At 71.1% G+C, this 22,702-nt stretch carries 18 protein-coding genes; 8 read left to right on the top strand and 10 right to left on the bottom strand.

Annotation, left to right across the window (positions count from 1 at the left end):
* Positions 1 to 54 precede the first annotated feature (54 nt).
* Together DFR69_RS04555 and DFR69_RS04550 are read right to left on the bottom strand one after the other, a co-directional pair.
* Positions 55 to 699, bottom strand: a complete 645-nt coding sequence (locus DFR69_RS04555; protein ID WP_110036185.1) for a Rid family hydrolase — start codon at positions 697 to 699, stop codon at positions 55 to 57.
* Between the two features lie 28 nt (positions 700 to 727).
* Entirely contained in the window at positions 728 to 2,317 is a 1,590-nt protein-coding gene (locus DFR69_RS04550; protein WP_186817389.1) for a flavin monoamine oxidase family protein, read from the bottom strand.
* 214 nt (positions 2,318 to 2,531) lie between these two features.
* Between DFR69_RS04550 and DFR69_RS04545 the strand changes: the two genes are divergently transcribed.
* Together DFR69_RS04545 and DFR69_RS04540 are read left to right on the top strand one after the other, a co-directional pair.
* Positions 2,532 to 4,025: an APC family permease gene (locus tag DFR69_RS04545; RefSeq protein WP_110036807.1), complete on the top strand. Its 1,494-nt coding sequence runs from the start codon at positions 2,532 to 2,534 to the stop codon at positions 4,023 to 4,025.
* The gene (locus DFR69_RS04540; RefSeq protein WP_110036184.1) at positions 4,022 to 4,756 is read left to right on the top strand and encodes an IclR family transcriptional regulator; all 735 of its coding nucleotides are present in this window, start codon (positions 4,022 to 4,024) and stop codon (positions 4,754 to 4,756) included. Before DFR69_RS04545 ends, DFR69_RS04540 begins: the two co-directional genes overlap by 4 nt.
* A 56-nt stretch (positions 4,757 to 4,812) precedes the next feature.
* On the opposite strand, the gene DFR69_RS04535 is transcribed toward DFR69_RS04540, so the two are convergent.
* The 4 genes from DFR69_RS04535 to DFR69_RS04520 all read right to left on the bottom strand — a co-directional run bounded on the left by DFR69_RS04535 (position 4,813) and on the right by DFR69_RS04520 (position 11,625).
* Positions 4,813 to 6,306 (bottom strand): APC family permease, encoded by a 1,494-nt coding sequence (locus DFR69_RS04535; RefSeq protein ID WP_110036183.1) that lies wholly within the window; start codon positions 6,304 to 6,306, stop codon positions 4,813 to 4,815.
* Complete coding sequence (locus DFR69_RS04530; RefSeq protein ID WP_110036182.1) at positions 6,306 to 7,385, bottom strand: Glu/Leu/Phe/Val family dehydrogenase; 1,080 nt, start codon at positions 7,383 to 7,385, stop codon at positions 6,306 to 6,308. Before DFR69_RS04530 ends, DFR69_RS04535 begins: the two co-directional genes overlap by 1 nt.
* A 124-nt stretch (positions 7,386 to 7,509) precedes the next feature.
* Positions 7,510 to 10,983, bottom strand: a complete 3,474-nt coding sequence (locus DFR69_RS04525; protein WP_110036806.1) for an indolepyruvate ferredoxin oxidoreductase family protein — start codon at positions 10,981 to 10,983, stop codon at positions 7,510 to 7,512.
* 156 nt (positions 10,984 to 11,139) lie between these two features.
* Entirely contained in the window at positions 11,140 to 11,625 is a 486-nt protein-coding gene (locus DFR69_RS04520) for an Lrp/AsnC family transcriptional regulator (protein WP_110036181.1), read from the bottom strand.
* Between the two features lie 121 nt (positions 11,626 to 11,746).
* Here DFR69_RS04520 and DFR69_RS04515 point away from each other — a divergent pair, with 121 nt between their 5' ends.
* Positions 11,747 to 13,105, top strand: a complete 1,359-nt coding sequence (locus tag DFR69_RS04515; protein ID WP_110036180.1) for an MFS transporter — start codon at positions 11,747 to 11,749, stop codon at positions 13,103 to 13,105.
* Positions 13,106 to 13,138: 33 nt separating this feature from the next.
* On the opposite strand, the gene DFR69_RS04510 is transcribed toward DFR69_RS04515, so the two are convergent.
* Both DFR69_RS04510 and DFR69_RS04505 read right to left on the bottom strand, forming a co-directional pair.
* Positions 13,139 to 14,251, bottom strand: a complete 1,113-nt coding sequence (locus DFR69_RS04510; protein ID WP_244198090.1) for a serine hydrolase domain-containing protein — start codon at positions 14,249 to 14,251, stop codon at positions 13,139 to 13,141.
* 112 nt (positions 14,252 to 14,363) lie between these two features.
* Positions 14,364 to 15,323, bottom strand: a complete 960-nt coding sequence (locus DFR69_RS04505) for an SDR family NAD(P)-dependent oxidoreductase (protein ID WP_110036178.1) — start codon at positions 15,321 to 15,323, stop codon at positions 14,364 to 14,366.
* 112 nt (positions 15,324 to 15,435) lie between these two features.
* On the opposite strand from DFR69_RS04505, the gene DFR69_RS04500 reads away from it, so the two are divergent.
* Genes DFR69_RS04500 through DFR69_RS04480 form a run of 5 tightly spaced genes read left to right on the top strand, consistent with a single transcriptional unit; the run spans position 15,436 to position 20,661 of the window.
* Positions 15,436 to 16,797 (top strand): NAD(P)/FAD-dependent oxidoreductase, encoded by a 1,362-nt coding sequence (locus DFR69_RS04500; protein WP_110036177.1) that lies wholly within the window; start codon positions 15,436 to 15,438, stop codon positions 16,795 to 16,797.
* Positions 16,794 to 17,519, top strand: a complete 726-nt coding sequence (locus DFR69_RS04495) for a DUF1365 domain-containing protein (RefSeq protein ID WP_110036176.1) — start codon at positions 16,794 to 16,796, stop codon at positions 17,517 to 17,519. The genes DFR69_RS04500 and DFR69_RS04495 overlap by 4 nt, the downstream gene beginning before the upstream one ends.
* Positions 17,516 to 18,826, top strand: a complete 1,311-nt coding sequence (locus DFR69_RS04490; RefSeq protein ID WP_110036175.1) for an SAM-dependent methyltransferase — start codon at positions 17,516 to 17,518, stop codon at positions 18,824 to 18,826. Before DFR69_RS04495 ends, DFR69_RS04490 begins: the two co-directional genes overlap by 4 nt.
* Positions 18,823 to 19,194, top strand: coding sequence for a hypothetical protein (locus DFR69_RS04485; RefSeq protein ID WP_110036174.1), 372 nt, complete (start codon positions 18,823 to 18,825; stop codon positions 19,192 to 19,194). The genes DFR69_RS04490 and DFR69_RS04485 overlap by 4 nt, the downstream gene beginning before the upstream one ends.
* A 6-nt stretch (positions 19,195 to 19,200) precedes the next feature.
* Positions 19,201 to 20,661: an SDR family oxidoreductase gene (locus tag DFR69_RS04480; RefSeq protein WP_110036173.1), complete on the top strand. Its 1,461-nt coding sequence runs from the start codon at positions 19,201 to 19,203 to the stop codon at positions 20,659 to 20,661.
* Between the two features lie 30 nt (positions 20,662 to 20,691).
* On the opposite strand, the gene DFR69_RS04475 is transcribed toward DFR69_RS04480, so the two are convergent.
* Both DFR69_RS04475 and DFR69_RS04470 read right to left on the bottom strand, forming a co-directional pair.
* Positions 20,692 to 22,065 carry a cryptochrome/photolyase family protein gene (locus DFR69_RS04475; RefSeq protein WP_308633276.1) on the bottom strand — a complete coding sequence of 458 codons (1,374 nt, stop codon included), beginning with the start codon at positions 22,063 to 22,065 and terminating at the stop codon, positions 20,692 to 20,694.
* Positions 21,999 to 22,592, bottom strand: a complete 594-nt coding sequence (locus tag DFR69_RS04470) for a lipocalin family protein (RefSeq protein WP_244198089.1) — start codon at positions 22,590 to 22,592, stop codon at positions 21,999 to 22,001. The genes DFR69_RS04475 and DFR69_RS04470 overlap by 67 nt, the downstream gene beginning before the upstream one ends.
* Positions 22,593 to 22,702: the final 110 nt, after the last annotated feature.

Raw genomic sequence — 22,702 nt, 5'->3', positions numbered from 1 at the left:
TCGGCGCACCACCCCGGCATGCCTCTGGCCAGGCAATTCGTTGGGCTTCCCGGCCTACTTCGCCGCCGGGTACACCGCGTCGACCTCGACTTCGACCAACCAACCCGGCACCGGCAGACTCGCTACCTCAAGGGCGAAGCGGCTCGGCCGGGCCGCGTTGCGGACCAGCGGCGCGGCCGGCGCCGCGGTACCGAGGGGAACCAGCTCGGTGTCGCCGGAGACGAGGTTCGTATTGGCGAAGAACTGCCGGTAGGCGCGGTTCCAGCCGGCGTAGTCGGCGCGATCGGTACCGGGGGCGTTGTCGAGGAACACGCGCATCGAGACCACGTTGTCCAGGGCCAGGCCCTGCGCTTCGAGGTTCTCCCGGATTCTGGCCAGCACCGACATGCCCTGCGCTTCGGTGAGGGTGACACCGGCGGGCAGCTTCGCGTCCGCGAACTGCTGGGTGTCGATGAAGGACTCGGGGCTGCCGGTGGGCGCGGCCTTGTTGGTGGCGGTGGGCCCGAGGCCACTGCTCTTGTAGACGGTGGCGTCGGCGGCGATCGTCACGCCCTGCGCGATCATCGGATTCTCCTGTCCCGCCTCGAGAACCGGGGTACTCGGCGCGGCGGACGGCTTCGACTCGACCGCGTCGGCCGAACAGGAGGTGAGGGCCAGCGCCGCGAGGGTCGCCACGGCCAGCGTGACAGTCTTCTTCATGATCGATACTCCTTGTCGGGTGAGGGACTCAGGCCGCGACGCGCGCGTGCAGCGCGGTCACCACATCGCGGGCGGAGGTGAAGGCGCCGTGCTGCCAGGCGATCGCGTTGGACAGGTGGTCGCCGGCGAAGTAGATGCGCTCCACGGGGGCGAGCAGTTTCGTGTATTCGGGGGTGGCCTCGCCGCCGTGGGAATCGCTGCCCGCCCAGCCGACCCACGCGCCCTCGGAGTACTTCGTCCGCCGCCAGCTGCCGGAGAACGACGAGACGATGTCGCGTCGATATTTCTCGCCGTGAATCGCCGCGCCTTCGTCCACTGCCTTCGCCACCCGTTGCCGGTGCGTGAGTGATTCGAAGGCTTGATGGCGTCTGCCGGTGTTGTAGTAGCCGACCACCACGCCGCGATCGCCGTGATAGTGGTCGTACGGGAACATGATCTGCGCGATGTCCTTGTCGGTATTGCTCGCGCCGCCGTAGATCCGGTCCTCGAGCTCCCACCAGCGGCGCGAGTATTCGATGCCGAGCTTGCCGGAGGACACCGGGATCGCGGCCTTCAGCGCGGTGAGCACGTCGGCGGGCAGGTTGTTGGCCAGGCGACCGACGAGATTGGGCGGCAACGTGCAGATGCAGTAGTCGGCGTCGAGGGTCTTCCGCGCGCCGTCCTGGGTGTACTCGACCCGCACGCCGTCGGGGGTGTTCCGCATCGCCGCCACCTCGGCGCCGAAATGGATTCGCTGCGTGCCGATTTCACGCTGGAAAGCGGCGTAGATGCGGTCCATGCCACCGACCGGGGTCATCATCATCATGGCTTGGTCGTAGCCGAACTCGAAGCTGAAGTTCCGGCCGAGGCCGCTGCGGATCGTGTCGGACATCGGGAACGGTGCCGGGTGTTCGCCGAAGTTCAGCCCGGCACCGGGTTCGGCGGTGTAGCCGCGCCGAGTCGAGCCGAGGTAGCGGCCGTCGCTGGACAGGTCGCCGAAATCGCGCAGGAACGACGACAACGCTTCCTTGTCGTCGCGGGTCAGCACGTCGTCGAGGGCGCCCCGCGACGCGGCCTTCTGCAGCAGCTCGGACAGGTAGCCGTACATGTCGGCCTTGGCCGCGCGGTACTGCACCGACGTCCCGGAGATCGAGGTGGCGCTCTGATAGTTCACCAGGGTGTTGGCGTTCTGGTTGCCGAAGGGCTGCACCTCGACGCCGAGCTCGCGACAGTAGTCGAGGGTGATGTGGCTCTGCGGAATGCGCGTGGCGCCGAGGTTGAAGTAGTGCCCGTCGGCGAAGCTGCAGCTCTGGGTCTCGCCGTTGAGATCGGTTTCGGTGGTGCCGTTGCGCACCGACCACACGCGCCCACCCACCCGCCTCCTGGCTTCGAGCACGGTCACGTCGTATCCGGCCTTGCCCAGTTCGTAGGCCGCGCACAGCCCCGCCGGTCCGCCGCCGAGGATCGCGACCTTGGCCGCGCCGTCGACCTTGCCGATGAGGTCGCCCATGGCGGGCGAGCGAAACGACACCTGCGCGGTGGCGGGTGCCAGGCCGAGAGTCGACATCGCGCCGTAGGCGAGGCCCGCGCCACCGGTGATGCCGAGACTCTGCAGGAAAGATCTTCTGGTGACTGCCATGGGTAGCTCCGTCCGCCGCGATATCCGTTCTGCGACAGCGTCCGTCGACGGTGGGTCGGCGCCGCTACGCCGCGGAAAACGTTCACCGGTCGGCGAGTGGGATCGGCCGCCGTCACTTTCTCGCTCGGTGTCCACCGGTCGACTCGCGCCCGCAATATCGCCGAAACCGGGTCTGGATATCCTCGCCCGCACCGACAACGCTGGGAGGTGTGTGGTGACGGCACTGGCCGAGGCGGTCGCGCGGTCGTTCGCGGTGGGAGAGCCCGAGCGACCCGCGGTGTCACCGCTGCGCGCGCTGGGGCGCGGACAACTCTCGGGGCCGGCGTTGCTCGGGCAGTCGATCGCCACCACGGCGCCGGCGGCGTCCATGGTGCTGTTGCCGGTCACGATGCTCACCCACAACGCCCTGCTACCCGGGCTGGTGACGATCGTCGTCGCGACCCTGGTCAGCACGCTGATCGCCTACTGCGTCGCGCATTTCACCCGGCGGCTGTCCGCGGCGGGCGGCCTCTACACCTTCGTCAGTCATGGCGCGGGGCCACGCGCGGCGCTGACGTGTGGTGTCGGAATGCTGGTGAAATACCTGGGCAGTGCGTCGTTGACGATGTATCACGGGTCGCAGACCGCGCTCGCGTTGGCGGCGCAACTGGGAATCACGGTGCGCGGTTGGCAGATCGGCGCCGTCTGTCTCGGCATCGCGGTGCTGATCGGGGCGGTGCTCGTGCGCGGCGTGCGGTTCGCCGCGATCGCGATCCTGGTGGTCGAGGCGTGCTCGCTGGCCTTCATCATCGGCCTCATGCTGGTCTCGGAGCCCGCGGTCGCCGTCACCCCGGCCGCGCCGGATGTGCCCGCGGTGCTGGCGATCGCGATGTCGGCGCTGTTCGCGCTCGCCGGCTTCGAGAGCGCCACCTTCTTCGCGCCGGAGACGCGGCGTCCACTGGTCACCGTCACCCGCACGGTGCTGGTCACCCCGGTGCTGTGCGGGGCGCTGTTCATCTTCGCGTCGTGGGCGGCCTGGTCCGGGCATGCGGGGGCGGTGGTCGACGCGTACCTGCACGGGACGGCGAGCGGGTCGAGTCTGCTCGTGGTGATCCTGCTCGACGCGGGCCTGACGTGCTCGTGGCTCGGCTCGTCGATGGCCTCGTCGAACGCGGCGTCGCGGCTGATGTATTCGATGAGTGTGGAAGGGGTGCTGCCCCGGGTTCTCAGCCGGGTCGGCACCGTGTTGCGGACGCCGCATGTGGCGTTGGTGGTGATCATCGGCGTCGTCGCGACCGTCGGTGCGGGCTTCGTCGCCCTCGACGGTGTGCCCGCGGCGGCCAAGACCGTCATGCGCACGGCGCTCGCGCTGTCCTACATCCTGGTCGCGGTGAGCGCGGTGCTGTTCCTCGGCCGGATCCGCGAGCTGCGCCGGGTCGATCTGCTCGCGGGGTGGATCGGCAGTGGCGTGCTCGCCGCGGTGCTGGCCTGCCTGACGGTGTCGGACGCGAGCGACGGGGTGCTGGTCGCCCCCGCGACAGGTCTCGCGGTACTGGTGGTGGGCGCGGCCTGGTACCGGTACCTGCGGGACACCCGTCCTCGAAGTCTCACGGCCATCGGCATTTTCGACAGTCCCGAGTCCGCTGACGTGCTGCCCGGTGCCGGGGTGTTCGCCGTCAACGCCCGTGGCGCGATGGCCCTGGTGGGGGCGAACCGCGGCGAACGGTGACAGCGACCACCCGCCGCGACGGCCCGACCGGGCACGAGCCGAGGGCTGTCCAGAAGGCCCTCGCCCTGCTCGAAGCGGTGGCGCGCCTCGGCTCGGGCGCCACTGCGAAGGACATCGCCGCGCAGACCGGCATCGCGCCCGCCACCGCGTACCGCCTGCTGAATCTGCTGGTCGCCGACGGCTACCTGGTGCGGATCGAGGATCTTTCCGGCTTCGCACTGGGCCGCCGCACCCGCGAACTGGCCGGGGCGGCCGAGCCCGGCTCGGGCAATTCCCGGATCCTCGGCGAACTACGCGCCCAGCTGCGCTTCGGCATCCACCTCGCCTCGTTCGCCGACGGCCGGATCAGGATGATCGACAAGGACCCCGACCACGAGCTGACCGGTGAGAAGGTCCTGGTCAGCTGTCCGCACGCCTCCGCGATCGGCAAGATCCTGATGGCGCGCCACCCCGAACTCGCGGTCGACGCGACACTGCGCAAGGTGACGGCCTTCACCCTGACCACACCCGCCGACCTCGCCGCGGAGCTGCGCCGCGTGGCCGCGGACACCGTCGCGGTCGAGGTGAACGAGTGCCGCCTCGGCCGCAGCGCCGTCGCCGTCCCGGTTCGCACCGCCGACGGCACCGTCACCGGTGCGCTGGCCGCGATCGGCAAGACCGGGCGCCTGCCCGTGCACGATCGCGACCTGATCGATCTGCTCACGTCGGCGGCCGATCAGCTGACACTCTGAGGACACGCGCGAACCCGGCGATCAGGGATCGCCGGGTTCGACGGGTGAGGTGGGCGCTAGTGAACCGGCGTCAGCTCCGGTTCCGGGGCATCCGGTTGCCTGCGTCCCAGGATCGAGTGCCTGCGCCCGTAGACGAAGTACACGACGACACCGAGGGCCATCCAGATCACGAACCGCAGCCAGGTCTCGATCGAGAGGTTCAGCATCAGCCACAGGCAGGCCAGCGCGGCCAGGATCGGCACCACCGGGACGAACGGCACGCGGAAACCGCGCTGCAGGTCGGGGCGGGTCCGGCGCAGCACCAGCACGCCGATCGACACCAGCACGAACGCGACGAGGGTGCCGATGTTGACCATCTCCTCGAGCGTGCCGAAGTCGACGAAGCCGGCCAGCAGCGCGCACACCACGCCGACCAGCACGGTCAGCCGGACCGGCGTGCCCTTCTTGCCGGTCTGCGCCAGCGAGCGGGGCAGCAGCCCGTCGCGGGCCATGGCGAACAGCACCCGGGTCTGGCCCAGGTACATCACCATCACCACGGTGGACAGTCCGGCCAGGGCGCCGATGGCGATGATGTTCTTCACCCAGGTCGCGCCGTGGATGGCGAAGGCCGTGGCGAGCGTGGCGTTGCCGTCGGCGAGTTCGGTGTAGGACACCATGCCGGTGAGGATCAGCGAGACCGCGATGTAGAGCACCGTCACGATGGCCAGCGAACCGAGGATGCCGCGCGGGACGTCACGCTGCGGGTTGCGGGTCTCCTCGGCGGTCGTGGCGACCACGTCGAAGCCGATGAAGGCGAAGAACACCAGGCTGGCCGCCGCGAGCAGGCCGTACCAGCCGTAGCTGGTGCCGCCGGAACCGGTGAGGAAGGCGAACAGCGACTGGTGCATCCCCTCGGCCTTCTCCGACGGCTGCGCCGGCGGGATGTAGGGGGTCAGGTTCGACGGCTTGAAGTAGGTCGCGCCCACCACCAGCACCAGCGCGATCACGCCCAGTTTGATCGCGACCGCGATCGCGGAGACCCGCGAGGACAGCTTGGTCCCGGTGGCCAGCAGCACACCGACGATCGCGATGATCACCACCGCGCCCCAGTCGAAGGTCACCGAGCCGAGGTGCACGACCGGTGCCGACGAGCCGAGCACTTCGCCCAGGTATTGCGACCAGCCCTTGGCGACCACCGACACCGCGAGCGCGAACTCCAGGATCAGGTCCCAGCCGATGATCCAGGCGATCACCTCGCCGAAGGTGGCGTAGGCGAAGGTGTACGCGCTGCCCGCGACCGGCACGGTGGAGGCGAACTCCGCGTAACACAGCGCCGTGAGGCCGCAGGCGATCGCCGCGAAGACGAAGGCCAGTGAGACGGCCGGCCCGGCGACCGTGCCCGCGGTGCGCGCGGTCAGGGTGAAGATGCCCGCGCCGATCACCACCGCGACGCCGAAGATCGTCAGGTCCTTGGCCGTCAGGTCCTTGCGGAGCTTGGCATCGGGATCGTCGGTGTCGCGGATGGACTGCTCGACGGACTTGGTGCGGAACAGGCCGCTCGTCTTGATCATCACAGTGCTCGCGGAATGGCGTCGAGACGGCGTTCGGCGAAGCGGTTGGCGGCGGCGCCGGTGCCGATGCCCTCCGTCGTCGCGTCGGCGATGATGTCGCGGCAGCGGCGGTAGATGCCCTCGACCTCGAGTTCCACCTCGGCCGGGGCCGCGCCGCGCAGCTCGCCCGCGACCTGGATCAGGCCGCCCGCGTTGGCGACGAAGTCCGGCACCCAGGTGATGCCGCGCGCGGTGAGCGCCTGCTCCACCTCGGGCGTGGCCAGCTGGTTGTTGGCGGCGCCGCAGATCAGCTTCGCCTCGATCGCACGGGCGCTGGACTCGGTGAGCGTGGCGCCCAGCGCGCACGGGGCGTACACGTCGACGGGCGCGGTGGACACGGTGGAGAGCAGCCGCACCGCGGGCAGTTCGTCGGCCACGCGGCGCAGCGCCGCCTCGTTCACATCGGTGACGCAGACCTCGGCGCCGTCGGCCAGCAGCAGCGCGGTGAGCTCACGCCCGACCTTGCCGACCCCCTCGACGCCGACCGTGCGGCCCGCCAGTGTCGGGGCGCCCCACAGGAATTCGGCGCCCGCGCGCATCGAGTGGAAGACACCGAGCGCGGTGAGCCGGGCGCTGTCCCCGCTGCCGCCCGCGGCGACGCTGCGGCCGGTGACGTAGCGGGTGTGGCGGCCGATCACGTCCAGGTCGTCGGTGTTGGTGCCCACGTCACCGGCGGTGATGTAGCGCCCACCGAGGGTCTCGACGAAGCGCGCGTAGGCGGCGAGCAGTTCCTCGCTCTTGAGCGTCGCCGGGTCGCCGATGATCACCGCCTTGCCGCCACCGAGGTCGACACCGGCCGCGGCGGCCTTGTAGGTCATGCCCCACGACAACCGCAGCACGTCCTGCAGCGCCGCCGACTCGTCGGCGTACGGGTAGAAGCGGGTACCGCCGAGGGCGGGACCGAGCGCGGTCGAGTGGATGGCGATGATCGCCTTCAGGCCCGACTTGTCGTCCTCGCAGAACACCACTTGCTCGTGGGCGCGGGCACTGAGTTCGTGCGATCGGCCGAAGACGCCTGCCTCGGTGTGCACAACGGTCACTGTCGATTTCCTTTCGGGTTCCCGCCTTTCCGGGTTGTGCCCGGGGTGGCGGTGTCGTGGTGCCGCAGGTCAGCGGCGGTTCATCGGTGCCGCTCGGTGCGGCGACGTGTGGGTGGGGCCGGGGTCAGTTCTCGATCCCCAGCTCACGCAGTCCGGCGCGATACAGCTCGACATTGCCGAGCTTGATGTCCTCGTAGCCGCGCACCACATCGGTGAGCGCGGCGGCCGCGGTCGCCGTGTCGTAGTTCCCGGCGGTCAGGCCCTCGGCCAGCCGCCGCACCATCGCGGTGTAGTCGGCCAGCAGTTCCCGCTCGACCCGGCGGACGTGCGCGTAGCCGAACGGATCGAGCTTGGTGCCGCGCAGGAACTTGCCCTTGGCCAGCATCCGCAGCGCCACATGCGATCTCGGCCGCAGGCCGATCTTCTTCTCGCGGCCCAGCGCGCGCAGCACCGGCGGATGCAGCTTGTAGGTGAGCTTCTCGCCGCCGGGCACCTGGGACTTCACCTCGGCCAGGAAGTCCGGGTCCACCAGCAGGCGTGCCACCTCGTACTCGTCCTTGTAGGCGGTGAACTTGTACAGCCCGCGCGCCACCGCCTCGCTGAACTCGGTGCGCTCGGTGACCGAACGCTCGGCCGCCCAGACGAATTCGACGGTGTCGACGTAACGGCGGGCCACCTTGGCGTTCTGGTAGCCCACCAGGTTCGCCGCGCGCAGTTCGACCAGCCTGCGCACCTCGCCCTCGAAGCTGGTGTGCGCCAGCAGTTCCGCGGGCGCCACCGGCGGGGTGCGCCGCGGCCGCCCCTCATCGACGGCCGCGGCGAACGCCGCCGGATCGGCGACGGCGACCCGGCCCCAGCGGAACGCCGCGACGGTGGCGTCCACCGCGACCCCGTTGATCCCGATGGCCTCCTCGATCGCCGCGGCGGGCAGACGCAGCCCGCCGGCCTGCACGGCGGCGCCGACGATCAGGAAATTCGCCGCGGCGGTGTTGCCGAACAGGGTCTCGGCCGCCGCCAGCGCGTCGAAGTGCGCGATCGACTTCGTCACGGCGGCAAGGCGTTCCAGCAGGGTCTGGGTCTCGGGGTAGTCGACCGACTTGTCGTAGACCATGTCGCCGGTCGGGGTCTGGCTGGTGGAGGCCACGCCGAGGGTGCTCGCGGCGTCGCCGTACTGGAGGTAGCGGGGATCGGTGGCGGTGAGCAGGTCGACCGCGAGCAGGCAGTCCGCGCTGCCGGGGGTGAGCCGGTTGGACGGCTCCAGCGCGGTGGTGGAGAAGCGCAGGTGCGAGACCACCGGACCGGCCTTCTGGCTCAGCCCGATCTGGTCGAGGCTCTCGACCTCGTAGCCGGCGCGCAGGGCGGCGGTGGCCAGCACCTGGTTCACGGTCACGATGCCGGTGCCGCCGATGCCTGCGATGAGCACGTTCTGGGTGCGTTGCGGCGCGGCAACGCCCGGATCGGGCACCGCGGGCGGCTCGGCGACCTTGCGCCGGGCGCCCTTGCTCGCGGCCGGGTCGACCTCCACCGTCACGAACGAGGGGCAGTCGCCGTCGAGGCAGCTGTAGTCGGTGTTGCACGAGGTCTGGTCGATCCGGGTCTTGCGGCCGAACTCGGTCTCGACCGGCTGCACCGACAGGCAGTTCGACTTGGCGCCGCAGTCGCCGCAGCCCTCGCACACGGCCTCGTTGATCACCACGCGGGTGTTGCGTACGGGCAGCGCGCCGCGCTTGCGCTGCCTGCGCGCGTCGGCGGCACAGTGCTGGTCGTAGATCAGCACGGTGACGCCCTCGATCTCGCGCAGCACGCGCTGCGCCTCGTCGAGCCGGTCGCGATGCCACAGCAGCGTGCCCTTGGCCAGCGCCCGCTTGTTGTGCCGCTTGGGCTCGTCGGCGCAGATGATGATCTGGCGGACGCCTTCGGTGGTGAGCTTGTGCGTCAGCTGCGCGACGGAGAGTCCGCCCTCGACGTCCTGGGCGCCGGTCATCGCGACGACCTCGTTCCAGAGCAGCTTGTAGGTGATGTTCACCCCGGCCGCGACACAGGCCTGCACCGCCAGCTGGCCGGAGTGGAAGAAGGTGCCGTCGCCGATGTTCTGGAACAGGTGCGGGACGTCGGTGAAAGGCGCCTGCCCGATCCACTGACTGCCCTCGCCGCCCATCTGGGTCAGCCCGGTGACGGCGCTGTCGGTGCGCCCGGACATGGTGACCAGCGTGTGGCAGCCGATGCCACCGCCGCCGATCGAGCCCTCGGGCAGGGCGGTGGAACGATTGTGCGGGCAGCCGCTGCAGAAATAGGGCGTGCGCTTGGCCGAGAGCACCTCCAGCGGAAGAGCGGGCGGGGCAGCCCTTTTCAGCTCGACGTGGCCGCGCAGTACGCGGCGCAGCGGAGCCAGCAGCCTGCCCGCGGTGAGCTCGCCGTCGACCGGCATCAGCCTCGCGCCGCGCTCGTCCTGCTTGCCGAGCACGCGGGGTGCGTCCGGGGTGCCGTAGAGGATCTCGCGGACCTGGGTCTCGAGGAACGCGGTCTTGTCCTCGACCACGACGAGCTGGTCGAGCCCGCGCGCGAACTCGGTGAGCGCGGCGGAACCGAGCGGGTACGGCATGCCGATGCGCAGCAGACGGATGCCGGCGCGGTGCATCGCCGCCTCGTCCACGCCCAGGTCGAGCAGTGCCTGGCGGACCGCGTCGAAGGTGGTGCCGGTGGCCGCGAGGCCGACCTTCGCCGCTGGCGGGTTCACCTCGATCACGTCGAGCGCGTTGGCCGCGCCGTAGGCGTGCACGGTCGCCCAGCGCGGGCCGTAGAGGTCGGCCTCGGCGAGCACGCTGTCGGTCGGCGCGGCCATCGGGCGCTGCCGGTACACGAAAGGCTTTCCCTCCCACTGCACTTCGGGGACGGTCACGGCCAGGTCGGCGACGCTCGCGTCCACCGTCCACGCGCCGTCGGCGACATCGGCGACGATCTTCAGCGCCACCACGCAGCCCGAGGCCCGCGACAGCGCGATGCCCTGCATGCCCAGCGTGATGATCTCCTCGGCGTTGCGGGGGAACAGCACCGGCACGCCCATGGCGGCCAGCGAACGCTCGCTCACCGCGGGCACGGTCGAGGACTTCGACGCCGGATCGTCGCCCACCAGCAGCAGCACGCCGCCGCGCGGGTTCACGCCGTACATGTTGGCGTGCCGGATGGCGTCGGTCGCGCGGTCGACGCCGGGGCCCTTGCCGTACCAGACGCCGACCACACCGTCGTGGGTCGGCTTGCCTGCGGGCAGATCGGCCTGGCTGCCCCACACCGAGGTGGCGGCCAGCTCCTCGTTGTACCCGGGCACGAAGGTGATGTCGTGCTCGGTGAGCACCTCGGGCATGCCGAGCAGCATCTTGTCGACGCCGCCGAGCGGGCTGCCCTGGTAACCGGAGACGAAGGTCGCCACGCGGCGACCGGCACGGATGTCGCGCACATGCTGTTCCACCAGCAGCCGGGCGATGGCCTGGACCCCGGTCAGCAGCACCGGGCCCGCGCCGGAGCGGTAGCGATCGGCGAGGTCGTAGGGGGCGGCCGGGTCGGCCAGCGGTCGGGCGGTGGAACAGACGACGCTGGTCATGATCACCTCACTGCGCGAAGGAACTTGCTATCGGTGCAGCGAAATGTGCCGGGGAGGGGTGATCTGTGTCAACAGTCGCCGAAAAAGTTGATCAGACTGCTCAAAAGTGATCTAGGCCACTGGGTCGAATGAGTCAATCTGCTCGAGCGCGGAGACCTAGGTCACATCGCGGGTGCTCGTCAGGTGCTCGACCAGCGGCAGGCTCCGGTAGCCGATCGGGGTGGCCAGCGCGAGCATCGTCTCGGTGTGTTTCACGCCGTCGATCGCGTGCACGCGCTGGATGATCTCCAGCAGGTCCTGCTGCGATCGCGCGGCGATGCGGACCAGCAGGTCGGCACGGCCGGTGGTGGCGTGCACCTCGAGCACGTGCGGGAACCCGCGCAGCGTCTCGATGATCGGATCCATCTTGTTCTGATCGAGTTCGATGCCGAGGAAGGCGTGCACGGCGTAGCCGATCGCCTGCACGTCGATGTCGGGCGGATAGCCGCGCACCGCGCCCGAGGACTCGAGCCGCCGCATCCGCGCCTGCACGGTGTTGCGGGCGACCCCGAGCCGCTGGGCCAGCTCGAGGATCGGCGCGCGCGGGTCGCGGGCCAACTCGGCCAGCAAGGCGGCATCGAGTGCGTCGAACTTGATGGTCATGGCCGCATTGTGACACGACGTCACCGGGTCGGCGCCGTGCTCGGAACGGACCGGCAGGCGCGTTCCCGCTCAGCGGTCGGCGCCATTGCGGGTGCCGCGCGGGTGTTGGGACTCTCGCCCGATGAACACGCCGACACCCGAGAGTGCGAATCCCCTTGGCCCGCAGGGTGCCGACGCGAGCCTACGGCGGCGCGCGGCGTTCTCCAGCCTGCTGGGAACGACGATCGAGTACTACGACTTCATCCTCTACGGGACGATGGCCGCGGTGGTGTTCGGGCCGCTGTTCTTCCCCGGGTCGAATCCCGCGCTGAGCACGATCGCCTCGTTCGGCACCCTCGCCGCGGGCTATGTCGCCCGGCCGCTGGGCGGAGTGATCTTCGGGCACTTCGGCGATCGGCTCGGCCGCAAATCGATGCTGCTGATCACCATGATCATGATGGGCGCCGCGAGCGCGCTGATCGGTCTGCTGCCGACCTATCACACGATCGGCGCCGCCGCGCCGGTGCTGCTGGTGCTGCTGCGGATCGTGCAGGGCCTGGCCGTCGGCGGGGAGTGGGGCGGCGCGGCGCTGATGGTGGTCGAGCACGCCGACGCGGGCCGGCGCGGGCGCTGGGCCGGAATCATGCAGCTCGGTACGCCGTTCGGGTTCCTGCTGTCCACCGCCGCGGTCGCCGTGGTGACCCAGCTGCCCGAGGACGCGTTCCGGTCCTGGGGCTGGCGGCTGCCGTTCCTGCTGAGCGCGGCCCTGCTGGTCCTCGGCCTGTACGTGCGGCTGCGGGTGGCCGAGAGCCCGGTGTTCGCGGCCGCGGCGGCCGAGCCGCGGCGTCCGTCGACTCCCGCACTGGAGGTGCTGCGCACGCCGCGCCCGCTCGTCCTGGCAGTGATCGCCGGGATCGCGCCCTTCGCGCTGACCGCGCTGACGAGCTCGCACATCATCGCCTACGCCACCGGAATCGGTTACGCGGTGGGCGATGTCATGCGCTGCCTGCTGTTCGTGGTGGTGGTCTCGATCGTGGCCATCCCGCTGTGCGCGGCGCTGTCGGACCGGCTGGGCAGGCGGCGGGTGATGATGGCCGGTGCGGTCGGCGCGATCCTGTTCGCCTTCCCGCTCTACGCCACGATCGACACCGGGTCCCTGGTGATCATGACCGCGGGCCTGATGTTCGCGCAGTTGCTGCAGAACGCGATGTACGCGCCGCTGACGCCGCTGCTGTCGGAGATGTTCCCGACCCACATCCGCTACAGCGGTGTCTCCATCGCCTACCAGAGCGCCGCCCTGATCGGCGCGGGCTTCACCCCGATGATCGCCGCCAGCCTGCTCGCCGGCTTCGGCGGCTCGAGCGTGCCGCTGAGCGTCATCATCGCCGCGACCGCCGCCCTGGCCCTGGCCGCCCTCGCCTTCACCGCCGAGACCAAGGGCCGCGACCTGCGCTCGACCACCGTCCCCTCGATCGGATCGGCGCCCGTCCGGGAGCGGTGACGACCTCGGCCGCGGACCGGCCGAGCGGACTCGTCACGGCCGGTCGCAGAGCGCGTGGGTGAGCAAGGCACGGATGTCGACCGTGGTCGGCGCGCCGGTCACGGAGAAGGTGACCGCGCGACCCGTCGTGGTGGCGCCGGAGACGGTGGCGAACCCGTGGACGCCGCCGACGTGGCCGAGATAGCCCGCACCGCAGGGCAGTTCGGTGTTCGCGAGGCCGAGCCCATAGGAGAATCCGTCGCCGGCGCCCATGTCCGAGCCGTCGAGCATCTGCGCGAGCTGGGCGGGCGGCACCACCTGCCCGGCCGCCAGCGCCGTGAAGAACCGGTTCAGGTCGGCGCCGGTGCTGACCAGCGCTCCCGAGGTCCACGGCAGGGAGGGCTCGATGCGCGTCGCCTCCGTCACCCGGCCCTCGACGGTGGCGTAGCCGGTCAGGTGCGGGTCGCGCAGGCCGGTGTCGCCGGTAGCGGGCAGGTAGGTCCACGTCAGGCCGAGCGGAATCAGGACGCGGTCGCGCAGTTCCTCGGCGTAGGGGCGCCCGGTCACCGCTTCGATGAGCATCCCGGCGACGATGTAGTTCACGTTGTTGTACTCGAACCGCGCGCCGGGAGCGAACCGGGCCGGCTCCCGCAGGGCGAGGGCGATCTCCTGTCGCGGGGTGAAGGTGACACCGTCGCGGGCCGCCGCGGCCTCGTTCAGTTCCGGCGTCGGCGCCGGACTCGGCAGTCCGCTGCGATGGCCGAGGATCTGACGCACCGTGATGGCCCGGCCGTCGACGCCGTCACCGGCCAGCAGGCCGGGCAGGTAGGTGTCCACCGGCTGGTCGAGGTCGAGCTCGCGCTCGGCCGCCAGGTGCAGGGCGACCGCGGCGGTGAACGACTTGGTGATGCTGCCGACCCGCACGTGTAGCGGGTGGTCGGTGGGAATGGGCGCTCCCGTCGCGAGGTCGGCGTGCCCGGCGGCGAGGACGGTGGTGACCCCGTTCTCGGTGAGCGTGGCGAGTGCTCCGACCGCACCGGCGCGCACGAGCGCGTCGAGGTCGGCGCGGACGGTGTCGTGCGGTGGCGTCGACGTGGCCGGGCCCGCGGTGCCCGCGGTCAGGGTCACGGCTGTGCAGATCGCGAGGGTGAGAAATCGATGGCGCATGCCCCGACGGTAGGAATGCGCTGTGCCACAACACATCCGACTGCGGTACGGGTGGGATGCGACCCCGGTATCAGAGTCGGTGCGCCGCAGGTTGTGAATCGAAATCGCATCGTTAAGGCGATTCGGGCGGCAGACCCGCGGCGGTCGCGCAGAACTGCCACAGGTGCTCTCGCTCGGCCGCCGACTCCCGGGTGCGTCGCGTGTAGTGCTCGGGTCGCGGTCTGCGGTCGTGCCAGAACCGGCCGGACGGGAGGTTGTCGGTGGCGGCGAGCCAGACGGCGGTGTCCGCGCCCTCGGCGGGGGCGCGCAGCAGGGGGTGGGTGAGGGCGCGGAACCTGGGCAGTGAGGTGGCTACGCCAGGGGTGTCGACCCAGCCGGGGTGCATGCTGTGCACCGCGATGCCCGCGGCGGCGTAGCGGTCGGCGAGGACGGGGGTCAGCGCGACCTGCATCCGCTTGGACCGGGCGTAGGCGGTGGCGCCGCGGTAGTCGCCGTCGCGGTATTCCGGATCGTCGAGGTGCAGCCGCTGGGTGTACATGCCGCCGGAGGACATCAGGACCACCCTGGCGTCGGTGAGCACCGGGGCGAGCAGGTCCGTGAGCAGTATGGGTCCGAGAACGTGTGTGGCCAAGCACAATTCGTGACCCTGGGGGCTCTCGGTGCGCGTCGCGGGCAGCACTCCCGCGTTGTGGACCAGCACGTCGACGCGGCGGGCCCTGCCGGTGAACTCGGCGGCGAATTCCCGCACGCTCGCCAGGTCGGCGACATCGCACCGCGCGACCTCGACCAGGGCGCCGGGCACCCCCGCGGTGATCTCCGCGGCGGCGGCCTCGCCACGTGCGCGGTCGCGCACCACCAGGCTCACCGATGCGCCGAGGCGGGCGAGCCCGGTGGCGACGGCTTTGCCGATGCCGGAGTTCGCGCCGGTGACGAGGGCGGTCCGCCCGCGCAGGGTGTCGGCGGGCAGTGGCGGCCACCCGCGACTCCGTAGCTGGAAGCCGACGCGGCTGTACCCGGGGGCCACGGCGCGGTCCAGTGCGGTGTCGAGTGCCGTCGGAAGCTGAGTGGTCATCGAATCCCTCTGCTTAGCTCTCCCGAAATGATGCATCGTTTGTGCATCAATTGCATGATAGCGTCGATGGTGCGCGCCGGACAGTGGACCGGCCCGAACTCCGGAGGACGCCATGATCGACAACCGGCCCAGCGGGCAGACCGCCGCCGAGCACGGGCGCAGGCGGATCGCGGTGATCGGCAGCGGGGTCGCCGGTCTCACCGCCGCCTGGGTGCTCGCCCGCACCTGCGACGTCGTGCTCTACGAGGCGGACACCCGCCTCGGCGGCCACGCCCACACGCACCAGGTGAACTCCCGCGCCGACGGCACCGGCGATCGGCTGGGTGTCGACTCCGGTTTCATCGTGCACAACGACCGCACCTATCCCACGCTGCTGCGGCTCTTCGACGAAGTCGGTGCGCGCACCCAGGATTCCGACATGTCGATGTCGATCCGCTGCGACGGCTGTGGGCTCGAATACGCCGGGGCCAAGGGCCTACGTGGTCTCTTCCCGCGCCCGGGGGCCGCGCTGAACGGACGCTATCTGCGGATGTTCGCCGAGATCGGCCGGTTCCACCGCCTGGCCCGCGCCGAACTGGACTCCGCCGGTGACGACGCCAGGACCCTCGGCGAGTTCGTCCGTGCCGGCGCCTTCTCGGCCTACTTCACCGCACATTTCCTCGTCCCGCTGGTGGCCGCGGTCTGGTCCTGCCCGCCGGACCTCGCGCTGCGCTATCCGGCCCGCTACCTGTTCACCTTTCTCGACCATCACGGCATGCTCACCGTCTTCGGTTCGCCCACCTGGCGCACCGTCGTCGGCGGCTCGGCCACCTACGTGCGAGCCGTCGCCGCCGGTGTCCAGGAGGTGCGGGCGGGGACGCCGGTGCGGACCGTGCACCGCGGCGGCTCGTCGGTCACCGTCCGCGACGACGCCGATCGGGTGGACGAATTCGACGCCGCGGTGATCGCCACCCACCCCGGTCAGGCGTTGCGGCTGCTCGACACCCCGACCTGGACGGAGTCGAGCATCCTCGCCGCGCTCACCTATTCGACCAATCACACGGTCCTGCACACCGACGAGTCGGTGCTCCCGCGCCGCGCGGCCGCGCGCGCCTCATGGAACTACCGTCTGCCGCAGTGTGATTCGTCTCCCAACCGCGTCCTCGTCAGCTACGACCTGAGCCGGTTGCACCGCCTGCCCGCCACCGCAGATCGCCGGTTCCTGGTGACCCTCGGCGACGGTGACCGGGTGGCCCCCGACGCGGTCCTGGCCACCATGACCTACGAACACCCGCAGTACACCCCGGGTTCCATGACCGCCAGGCGCCGCCTGCCCGAGATCGGCGACCGGGTCGTGGCCTTCGCGGGCGCCTACCACGGGTGGGGATTCCACGAGGACGGCGCGTTGTCCGGGCTGCGCGCCGCCGAACGCGTCGGCGGCCACTGGCCCGTGCGGCCCGCGCCCGTCTCGGTCGGGGTCGAGGTGGCGACATGACCCGAGCCCGCCTGGTGCGCACCGTGATCCGGCACTCGCGTCGCGAGCCGGTCCGGCACCGGTTCGTCTACCGCAGCTACAGCTGGCTCGTCGACCTCGACGACCTTCCGCGCCTGCCCTGGCCGTTGCGCCTGGTCGCCGGGTTCTCCGCCCGCGATCATCTCGGCGATCCGGCGGCGACCCTGCGCGAGAACGTGGTCGCTCACCTCACCGGGCACGGCATCGATCTGCGCGGCGGCCGAATCCTCATGCTCGCCAACGCGCGCGTGCTCGGCTATGTCTTCAACCCGCTCACCGTGTTCTGGTGCCACGACGAGACCGGCGCGTTGCGCTGCGTGCTGGCCGAAGTGCACAACACCTACGGCGAACGGCACCGGTACCTTGTCCCGCCGGTACCGGAACCGGTTGTCGCCAAAGGGTTCTACGTCTCGCCGTTCAATCCCGTCGCCGGGCACTACCGGCTGCGGCTTCCCGTTCCCGGCTCCCGCCTCCAGCTGGCGATCGCGCTCGAGGAACCGGACGGGCGGACCCTCTTCACGGCGACCGTGCGCGGTCTCGTCCGGCCGGCGAGCGGCAGCGCGGTGCTCGCCGCGGCGCTCGCGCATCCCGTCGAGACCTGGCGGATCGCCGCCCGAATCCGTTGGCAGGGCCTGCGTCTGTGGCGCAGGGGACTACCGATCCTGCCACGCACCCCGCATCTCTCCCAGGAGGCTCTGCCATGACCACCCTCTCTCCGTGCGGCCCGCGGCCCGTCACCGCGCCGCACGTCGACCGCTGGCCGGACCTGGCCGCAGTACCTCGCGGGATACGCGCCGATGCCGGCCGCCTGGTCGCCTCGGCGCTGTTCCGCCGCGCCGTCGGGCGGCTCCCGGTCCGCGTCGAATTGCCCGACGGCACGATGTTCGGCGGTGGGGTCGACGACCCGACGACACCGCGGATGGTCCTGCACGATCCGGACGCCTTCGCCACCCGGCTCGGCGTCACCGGGCTCATCGGATTCGGCGAGGCATACATGGCAGGCGACTGGTCGGCCCCCGATCCCGCGGCGGTCCTCACCGTGCTCGCGGCGCACATGGGCGAGCTGGTCCCACCGACACTGCAGGCCCTGCGGACGCTGCTCCTCCCGCGGCAACCCGCCCTGACCAGGGCGACGCCGGACGGTGCCCGGAGCAACGCCGCCCACCACTACGACCTGTCCAACGACTTCTTCGCCACGTTCCTGGACGAGACGATGACGTACTCGGCGGCGCTGTTCGATCGGCTGGAGCCCGCTCCGGAGTGGGCCGACCTCGCCGCCGCCCAGCGCGCCAAGATCGACCGTCTGCTCGACGCCACCGAGGTCGGGCCCGGGTCCACCGTGCTCGAAATCGGCACCGGCTGGGGCGAACTCGCCATCCGCGCGGCGCGGCGGGGCGCCACCGTGCACTCGGTCACCCTCTCGCGGGAACAGCGGGAGCTGGCTCGTCGACGGGTCGCGGCGGCCGGGCTCACCGACCGCGTGACCATCGAACTGTGCGACTACCGCGATGTCGAGGGGCGCTACGACGCCGTGATCTCGGTGGAGATGATCGAAGCCGTCGGCTACGACTTCCTCGCCGAGTACCTGACCGTCCTGGAGCGTGCGCTGACGCCGGGCGGCCGGATCGGCCTGCAGGTCATCACGATGCCGCACGACCGGATGCGGGTCAGCCGTACCACCCACACCTGGGTGCAGAAGTACATCTTCCCCGGCGGCTTCCTCCCCTCGGAGGAACTGCTGACGGGTCTGCTGGCGCGACACACCGGCCTCGACACGGTGGATCGCGCCACCCTGGGACAGCACTACGCCCACACGCTGCGATTGTGGCGGGAGCGCTTCACCGCCGCCGAGGACCACGTCGCCGCCCTCGGTTTCGACGAGGTCTTCCGGCGCATGTGGCTGCTGTACCTCGCGTACTCCGAAGCCGGATTCCGCTCGGGGTATCTCGACTGCCTGCAGCTGGTGCTCCGGCACGCCGAGCACAAGATCGATGCGGAGGTGTCGCGATGAGCGCCACGGTGCCGTCGCGCCTCCTCGGGGTGGCGACCGCCGCCTACGGTCTAGCCGTCGCGATCCGGCCCGAAATCCTGCTGCGGCCCAGCGGGCTCGGCACCGGCGCGGAGCCGGGGCTGCGCACGCTGGCCCGCTCGGTCGCGTTGCGGGACGTCTGCTCCGGGGTGGCGCTGGCGACGGCGACCGGCTCCCGGGCGCGTACGGTGGCCGCAGCCGTCCGGATCGGATCCGACGCCGCCGACACGGCGGTGTTCGCACATGCGTTGCGGGGCAGGCCCGAGCGGGGCAAGACATTGATGGTGACCACGGCGTGGGGCCTGCTGTGCTCGGCGGCCGCCGCCTACGAATTCGTCGGACAGGAGTGAATCCCCATGCGCTGCGTGGTATTCGGCGCCACCGGCTACATCGGTGGCCGACTCGTTCCGGAACTGCTGGCGGCCGGGCATTCGGTCCGGGTGCTGGCGCGTGATCCGGGCAAACTCGTCGAGGCGACCTGGCGCGACAGCGTCGAGGTGCTGCGCGGCGACGTGACGCGCGCGGAGGACGTGCGCGCCGCGCTGGCCGGACAGGATGTCCTCTACTACCTCGTGCACTCGCTGGGTCGCGCGGACTTCGAGGACGTGGACCGCGCGGCGGCGAGCCTGGTCGCCGCGGAATCCGCGCGCGCGGGCCTGACCAGGGCGGTGTACCTCGGCGGGATCACGCCCGCGGGCCAGGAATTGTCCCGGCACCTCGCCTCACGCGCCGAGGTGGGCGACATCCTGCTGCGGGGACCGACGCCCGCGGTGGTGTTGCGCGCGGCGGTGATCATCGGGTCCGGCTCGGCCAGCTTCGAGATCCTGCGCTACCTCACCGAACGGCTGCCGGTCATGGTGACGCCGCGGTGGGTGCGCAGCCGGGTGCAGCCCATCGCGGTCCGCGACGTCCTGCACTACCTGGTGCGCGCGGCGGAGCTGCCCGGCGCGGTGAACGCCGCGTTCGACATCGGCGGGCCCGACGTGCTCACCTACGAGGGCATGATGCGTGGCTACGCCGCGGCCGCCGAGCTGCCGCGCCGGGTGATCGTGCCGGTCCCCGTGCTCACGCCGTGGCTGTCGGCGCAGTGGGTCAATCTGGTGACGCCGGTGCCGCGCGCCATCGCCGTGCCGCTGATGGAGTCGCTCGTCAACGATGTCGTGTGCGCGGATCACCGGATCGCCGAACACATTCCGGACCCGAGCGGCGGGCTCACGAGCTATGCCCGCGCGGTCGGCCTGGCACTGCGCCGGGTCCGCGATCGAGACGTGCCGACCCGCTGGTCGGACGCCGGTTTACCCGACGCACCGTCCGATCCGCTGCCCACCGACCCGGACTGGTCGGGCGGATCGCTGTACTGCGATGTGCGCGAACGGGACACGCCCGCCGACCCCGCCACGCTCTGGAGCGTCCTCGAAGCCGTCGGCGGCGAGCACGGGTGGTACTCGTTCCCGCTGGCCTGGTCGCTGCGCGGGTGGATCGACCGGCTCTCCGGCGGCGTCGGACTCCGGCGCGGCCGCCGCGACCCGCACCGCCTGCACGTGGGCGAAGCACTGGACTGGTGGCGGGTGGAGCACCTTGAACGCGGGCGCGAGCTGCGCTTGCGCGCCGAGATGCGGGTGCCGGGCCGTGGCTGGCTCGAGCTGTCGGTCACCCCGGCGGCCGACGGCGGCGCGCACTACCGCCAGCGGGCCCTGTTCGAACCGCGGGGACTGGCCGGACATCTCTACTGGAAGGCGCTCAGCCCGTTCCACGCCGTCATCTTCGGCGGCATGGCCCGCAACATCACCGGCGCGGCCGAGGGCACCCGCCCGTGACGCCGCTCGGGGCTGGGCCTCGGCCGCTGCTCAGCGGCCCACGCAGTCGATGATCGGCTCGGGATACGTTGCCGGATCGACATTCTCGCGCCAGGGGCGGTGAATGCGCGCGCCCGGCAGGTGGGCGAGCTCGGGCAGCCAGCGCCGCACGTAGGTCCCGTCGGGGTCGTAGCGGTCGGCCTGGCGCACGGGGTTCAGGACCCGGTTGGGCCGGGTATCGGTTCCGGTGCCCGCCGCCCACTGCCAGTTGAGCTGATTGTTGGCGACGTCGGCGTCGACGAGCCAGTGCAGGAAATGCCGGGCGCCGAGCCGCCAGTCCTGGCGCAGCGACTTGGTGAGGAAGCTCGCCGCGATCAACCGCGCCCGGCCGGGCAGCCAGCCCTCGGCCCGCAGTTGCCGCATCGCCGCGTCGACGATCGGATACCCCGTGCGACCGTCACGCCAGTCGGCGAAGACTCTGTCGTCGGCCGGGCCGAGCGGTGCGCGCCGCCGATAATCCGACCAGGCGGCGTCGGGCCGCGCGGCGAGGACCTGATGGTGGAAGTCCCGCCAGGCGAGCTGGCGGGCGAAGGCGAGTCCGCCCTCGGTCGTCGCGTCGACCCGGCGCACGACCTCGGTGGGGGACAGGCAGCCGAAATGCAAGTGCGCCGACAGCCGGGAGGTCGCGTCGGCGCCCAGATCGTCGTTGTCGCGGGCGTAGTGGTCGATCGGCCCGTCGAGCCAGTCGTCGAGGAGCGCACGGGCGGTCGTCTCCCCGCCGACTGTCAGCTCGGGCGAGGGCTCGCCGGAGCTGAGATCGCTCCCGGTCGGCACGGGGTCGCTGCCGACCGACGGCACGGAGAGTGCGCGCGGTACCGGCAGCGGACTGCGCCGGTGCACCTCGATCCAGCGCCGGAAATACGGCGTGAACACCGCGAAGTGATCACGCCCTGTCGACGGCGCGAGTTCGGTGGAGGTGGCGGTGACGGAACCGGCGTGGCAGTGCACGGCGCCGCCGAGTCGTTCGCGCAGCGCTCGTTCGCGCTTTCCGCTGTAGTAGCTGACGTCGTCGGCCAGGTGCACGCTCGTGGCGCCGGTCTCGTCGACCACGCGCGCGACCTCGTCGATCACCGATCCGCGGCGCACGACGAGCGCGCCGCCCCGGTCGCGCAGCGCGGTGTCCAGCTCGGCCAGTGCCGCCGCGAGGAAGTGCGCGCGGTTGGGCGGGCACCGATCGGGCACCAGGGCCTCGTCGACGACGAACAGCGGCACGACCTGGTCGGCGGCACGGGCCGCCGCTGTGAGCGCGGGGTTGTCGTGCACCCGCAGGTCACGGGTGAACAGGGCGACGGCGACGCTCATCGCGCGCAGAGCGGTCGCGGCTCGGCGCGGCCGCCGGTCGTGGGCGAGACGAGATACACGCACGGGTCCTGGCCCGCCGACCTGATCTCGTCGTCGATCCGGCGCCAGGTGGCTTCGTCCAGCGCGGGGGTACGGGAGAGTACGAAGCCGGACAGCCTGCTGGGGGAGGTGACCAGGGCCCACTCGTAGTCCGGGCCGAGCGCGGTCACGATGTAGTTGGTCGCCCCCGCACGCTCGCCCTGGCCGGGAACGCCGGGGAAACTCACGTGCAGTTGCGCGTTGGTGACCGGATCGTTCACCGTCGCGGTCCCGCGGATCTCCGTCGTCCCGCCCGCCCAGTTCTGGCAGCGGTTGTGGACGCCGATATCGCCCCGCGGGTCGAGGGTGTACGTGGCCGTGGTGTCGCGGGCGCACTCGAGGTTGAACACCTGCGGAATCGCCGCGAGCTGGCGCCACTCGCCGAGATAGCGGTCGAGATCGAGCCGGGGGACCGGCGCCGGCGGCGCGGCGTGCGCGGCGCCCGCGCCGAGCAGGGTCGCGGCCACGGCGACGACCAGGGCGGTGGTTCTCGGGATACGTCGAACGCGCACGGAAACTCCTCGAGATCGTTGGTCTGGCCACGGTACCACTAAACGATGCACAATTGATTCATGGCGAGGGTGGTGGTGCAGGGCGCAGAGCGGTCGGATCGAGGCGCGGG

This window comes from Nocardia neocaledoniensis (assembly GCF_003182135.1).
In the GTDB taxonomy this organism is placed as follows: domain Bacteria; phylum Actinomycetota; class Actinomycetes; order Mycobacteriales; family Mycobacteriaceae; genus Nocardia; species Nocardia neocaledoniensis.
This window is presented reverse-complemented; position numbering and strand designations above follow the sequence as displayed.

Excerpts from the sequence above, each read along its gene's own strand:
- DFR69_RS04555 (WP_110036185.1), bottom strand. The coding sequence starts at position 699 with ATGAAGAAGACTGTCACGCTGGCCGTGGCGACCCTCGCGGCGCTGGCC.
- DFR69_RS04550 (WP_186817389.1), bottom strand. The coding sequence starts at position 2,317 with ATGGCAGTCACCAGAAGATCTTTCCTGCAGAGTCTCGGCATCACCGGT.
- DFR69_RS04535 (WP_110036183.1), bottom strand. The coding sequence starts at position 6,306 with ATGATCAAGACGAGCGGCCTGTTCCGCACCAAGTCCGTCGAGCAGTCC.
- DFR69_RS04525 (WP_110036806.1), bottom strand. The coding sequence starts at position 10,983 with ATGACCAGCGTCGTCTGTTCCACCGCCCGACCGCTGGCCGACCCGGCC.
- DFR69_RS04520 (WP_110036181.1), bottom strand. The coding sequence starts at position 11,625 with ATGACCATCAAGTTCGACGCACTCGATGCCGCCTTGCTGGCCGAGTTG.
- DFR69_RS04515 (WP_110036180.1), top strand. The coding sequence starts at position 11,747 with ATGAACACGCCGACACCCGAGAGTGCGAATCCCCTTGGCCCGCAGGGT.
- DFR69_RS04510 (WP_244198090.1), bottom strand. The coding sequence starts at position 14,251 with ATGCGCCATCGATTTCTCACCCTCGCGATCTGCACAGCCGTGACCCTG.
- DFR69_RS04505 (WP_110036178.1), bottom strand. The coding sequence starts at position 15,323 with ATGACCACTCAGCTTCCGACGGCACTCGACACCGCACTGGACCGCGCC.
- DFR69_RS04500 (WP_110036177.1), top strand. The coding sequence starts at position 15,436 with ATGATCGACAACCGGCCCAGCGGGCAGACCGCCGCCGAGCACGGGCGC.
- DFR69_RS04495 (WP_110036176.1), top strand. The coding sequence starts at position 16,794 with ATGACCCGAGCCCGCCTGGTGCGCACCGTGATCCGGCACTCGCGTCGC.
- DFR69_RS04490 (WP_110036175.1), top strand. The coding sequence starts at position 17,516 with ATGACCACCCTCTCTCCGTGCGGCCCGCGGCCCGTCACCGCGCCGCAC.
- DFR69_RS04485 (WP_110036174.1), top strand. The coding sequence starts at position 18,823 with ATGAGCGCCACGGTGCCGTCGCGCCTCCTCGGGGTGGCGACCGCCGCC.
- DFR69_RS04480 (WP_110036173.1), top strand. The coding sequence starts at position 19,201 with ATGCGCTGCGTGGTATTCGGCGCCACCGGCTACATCGGTGGCCGACTC.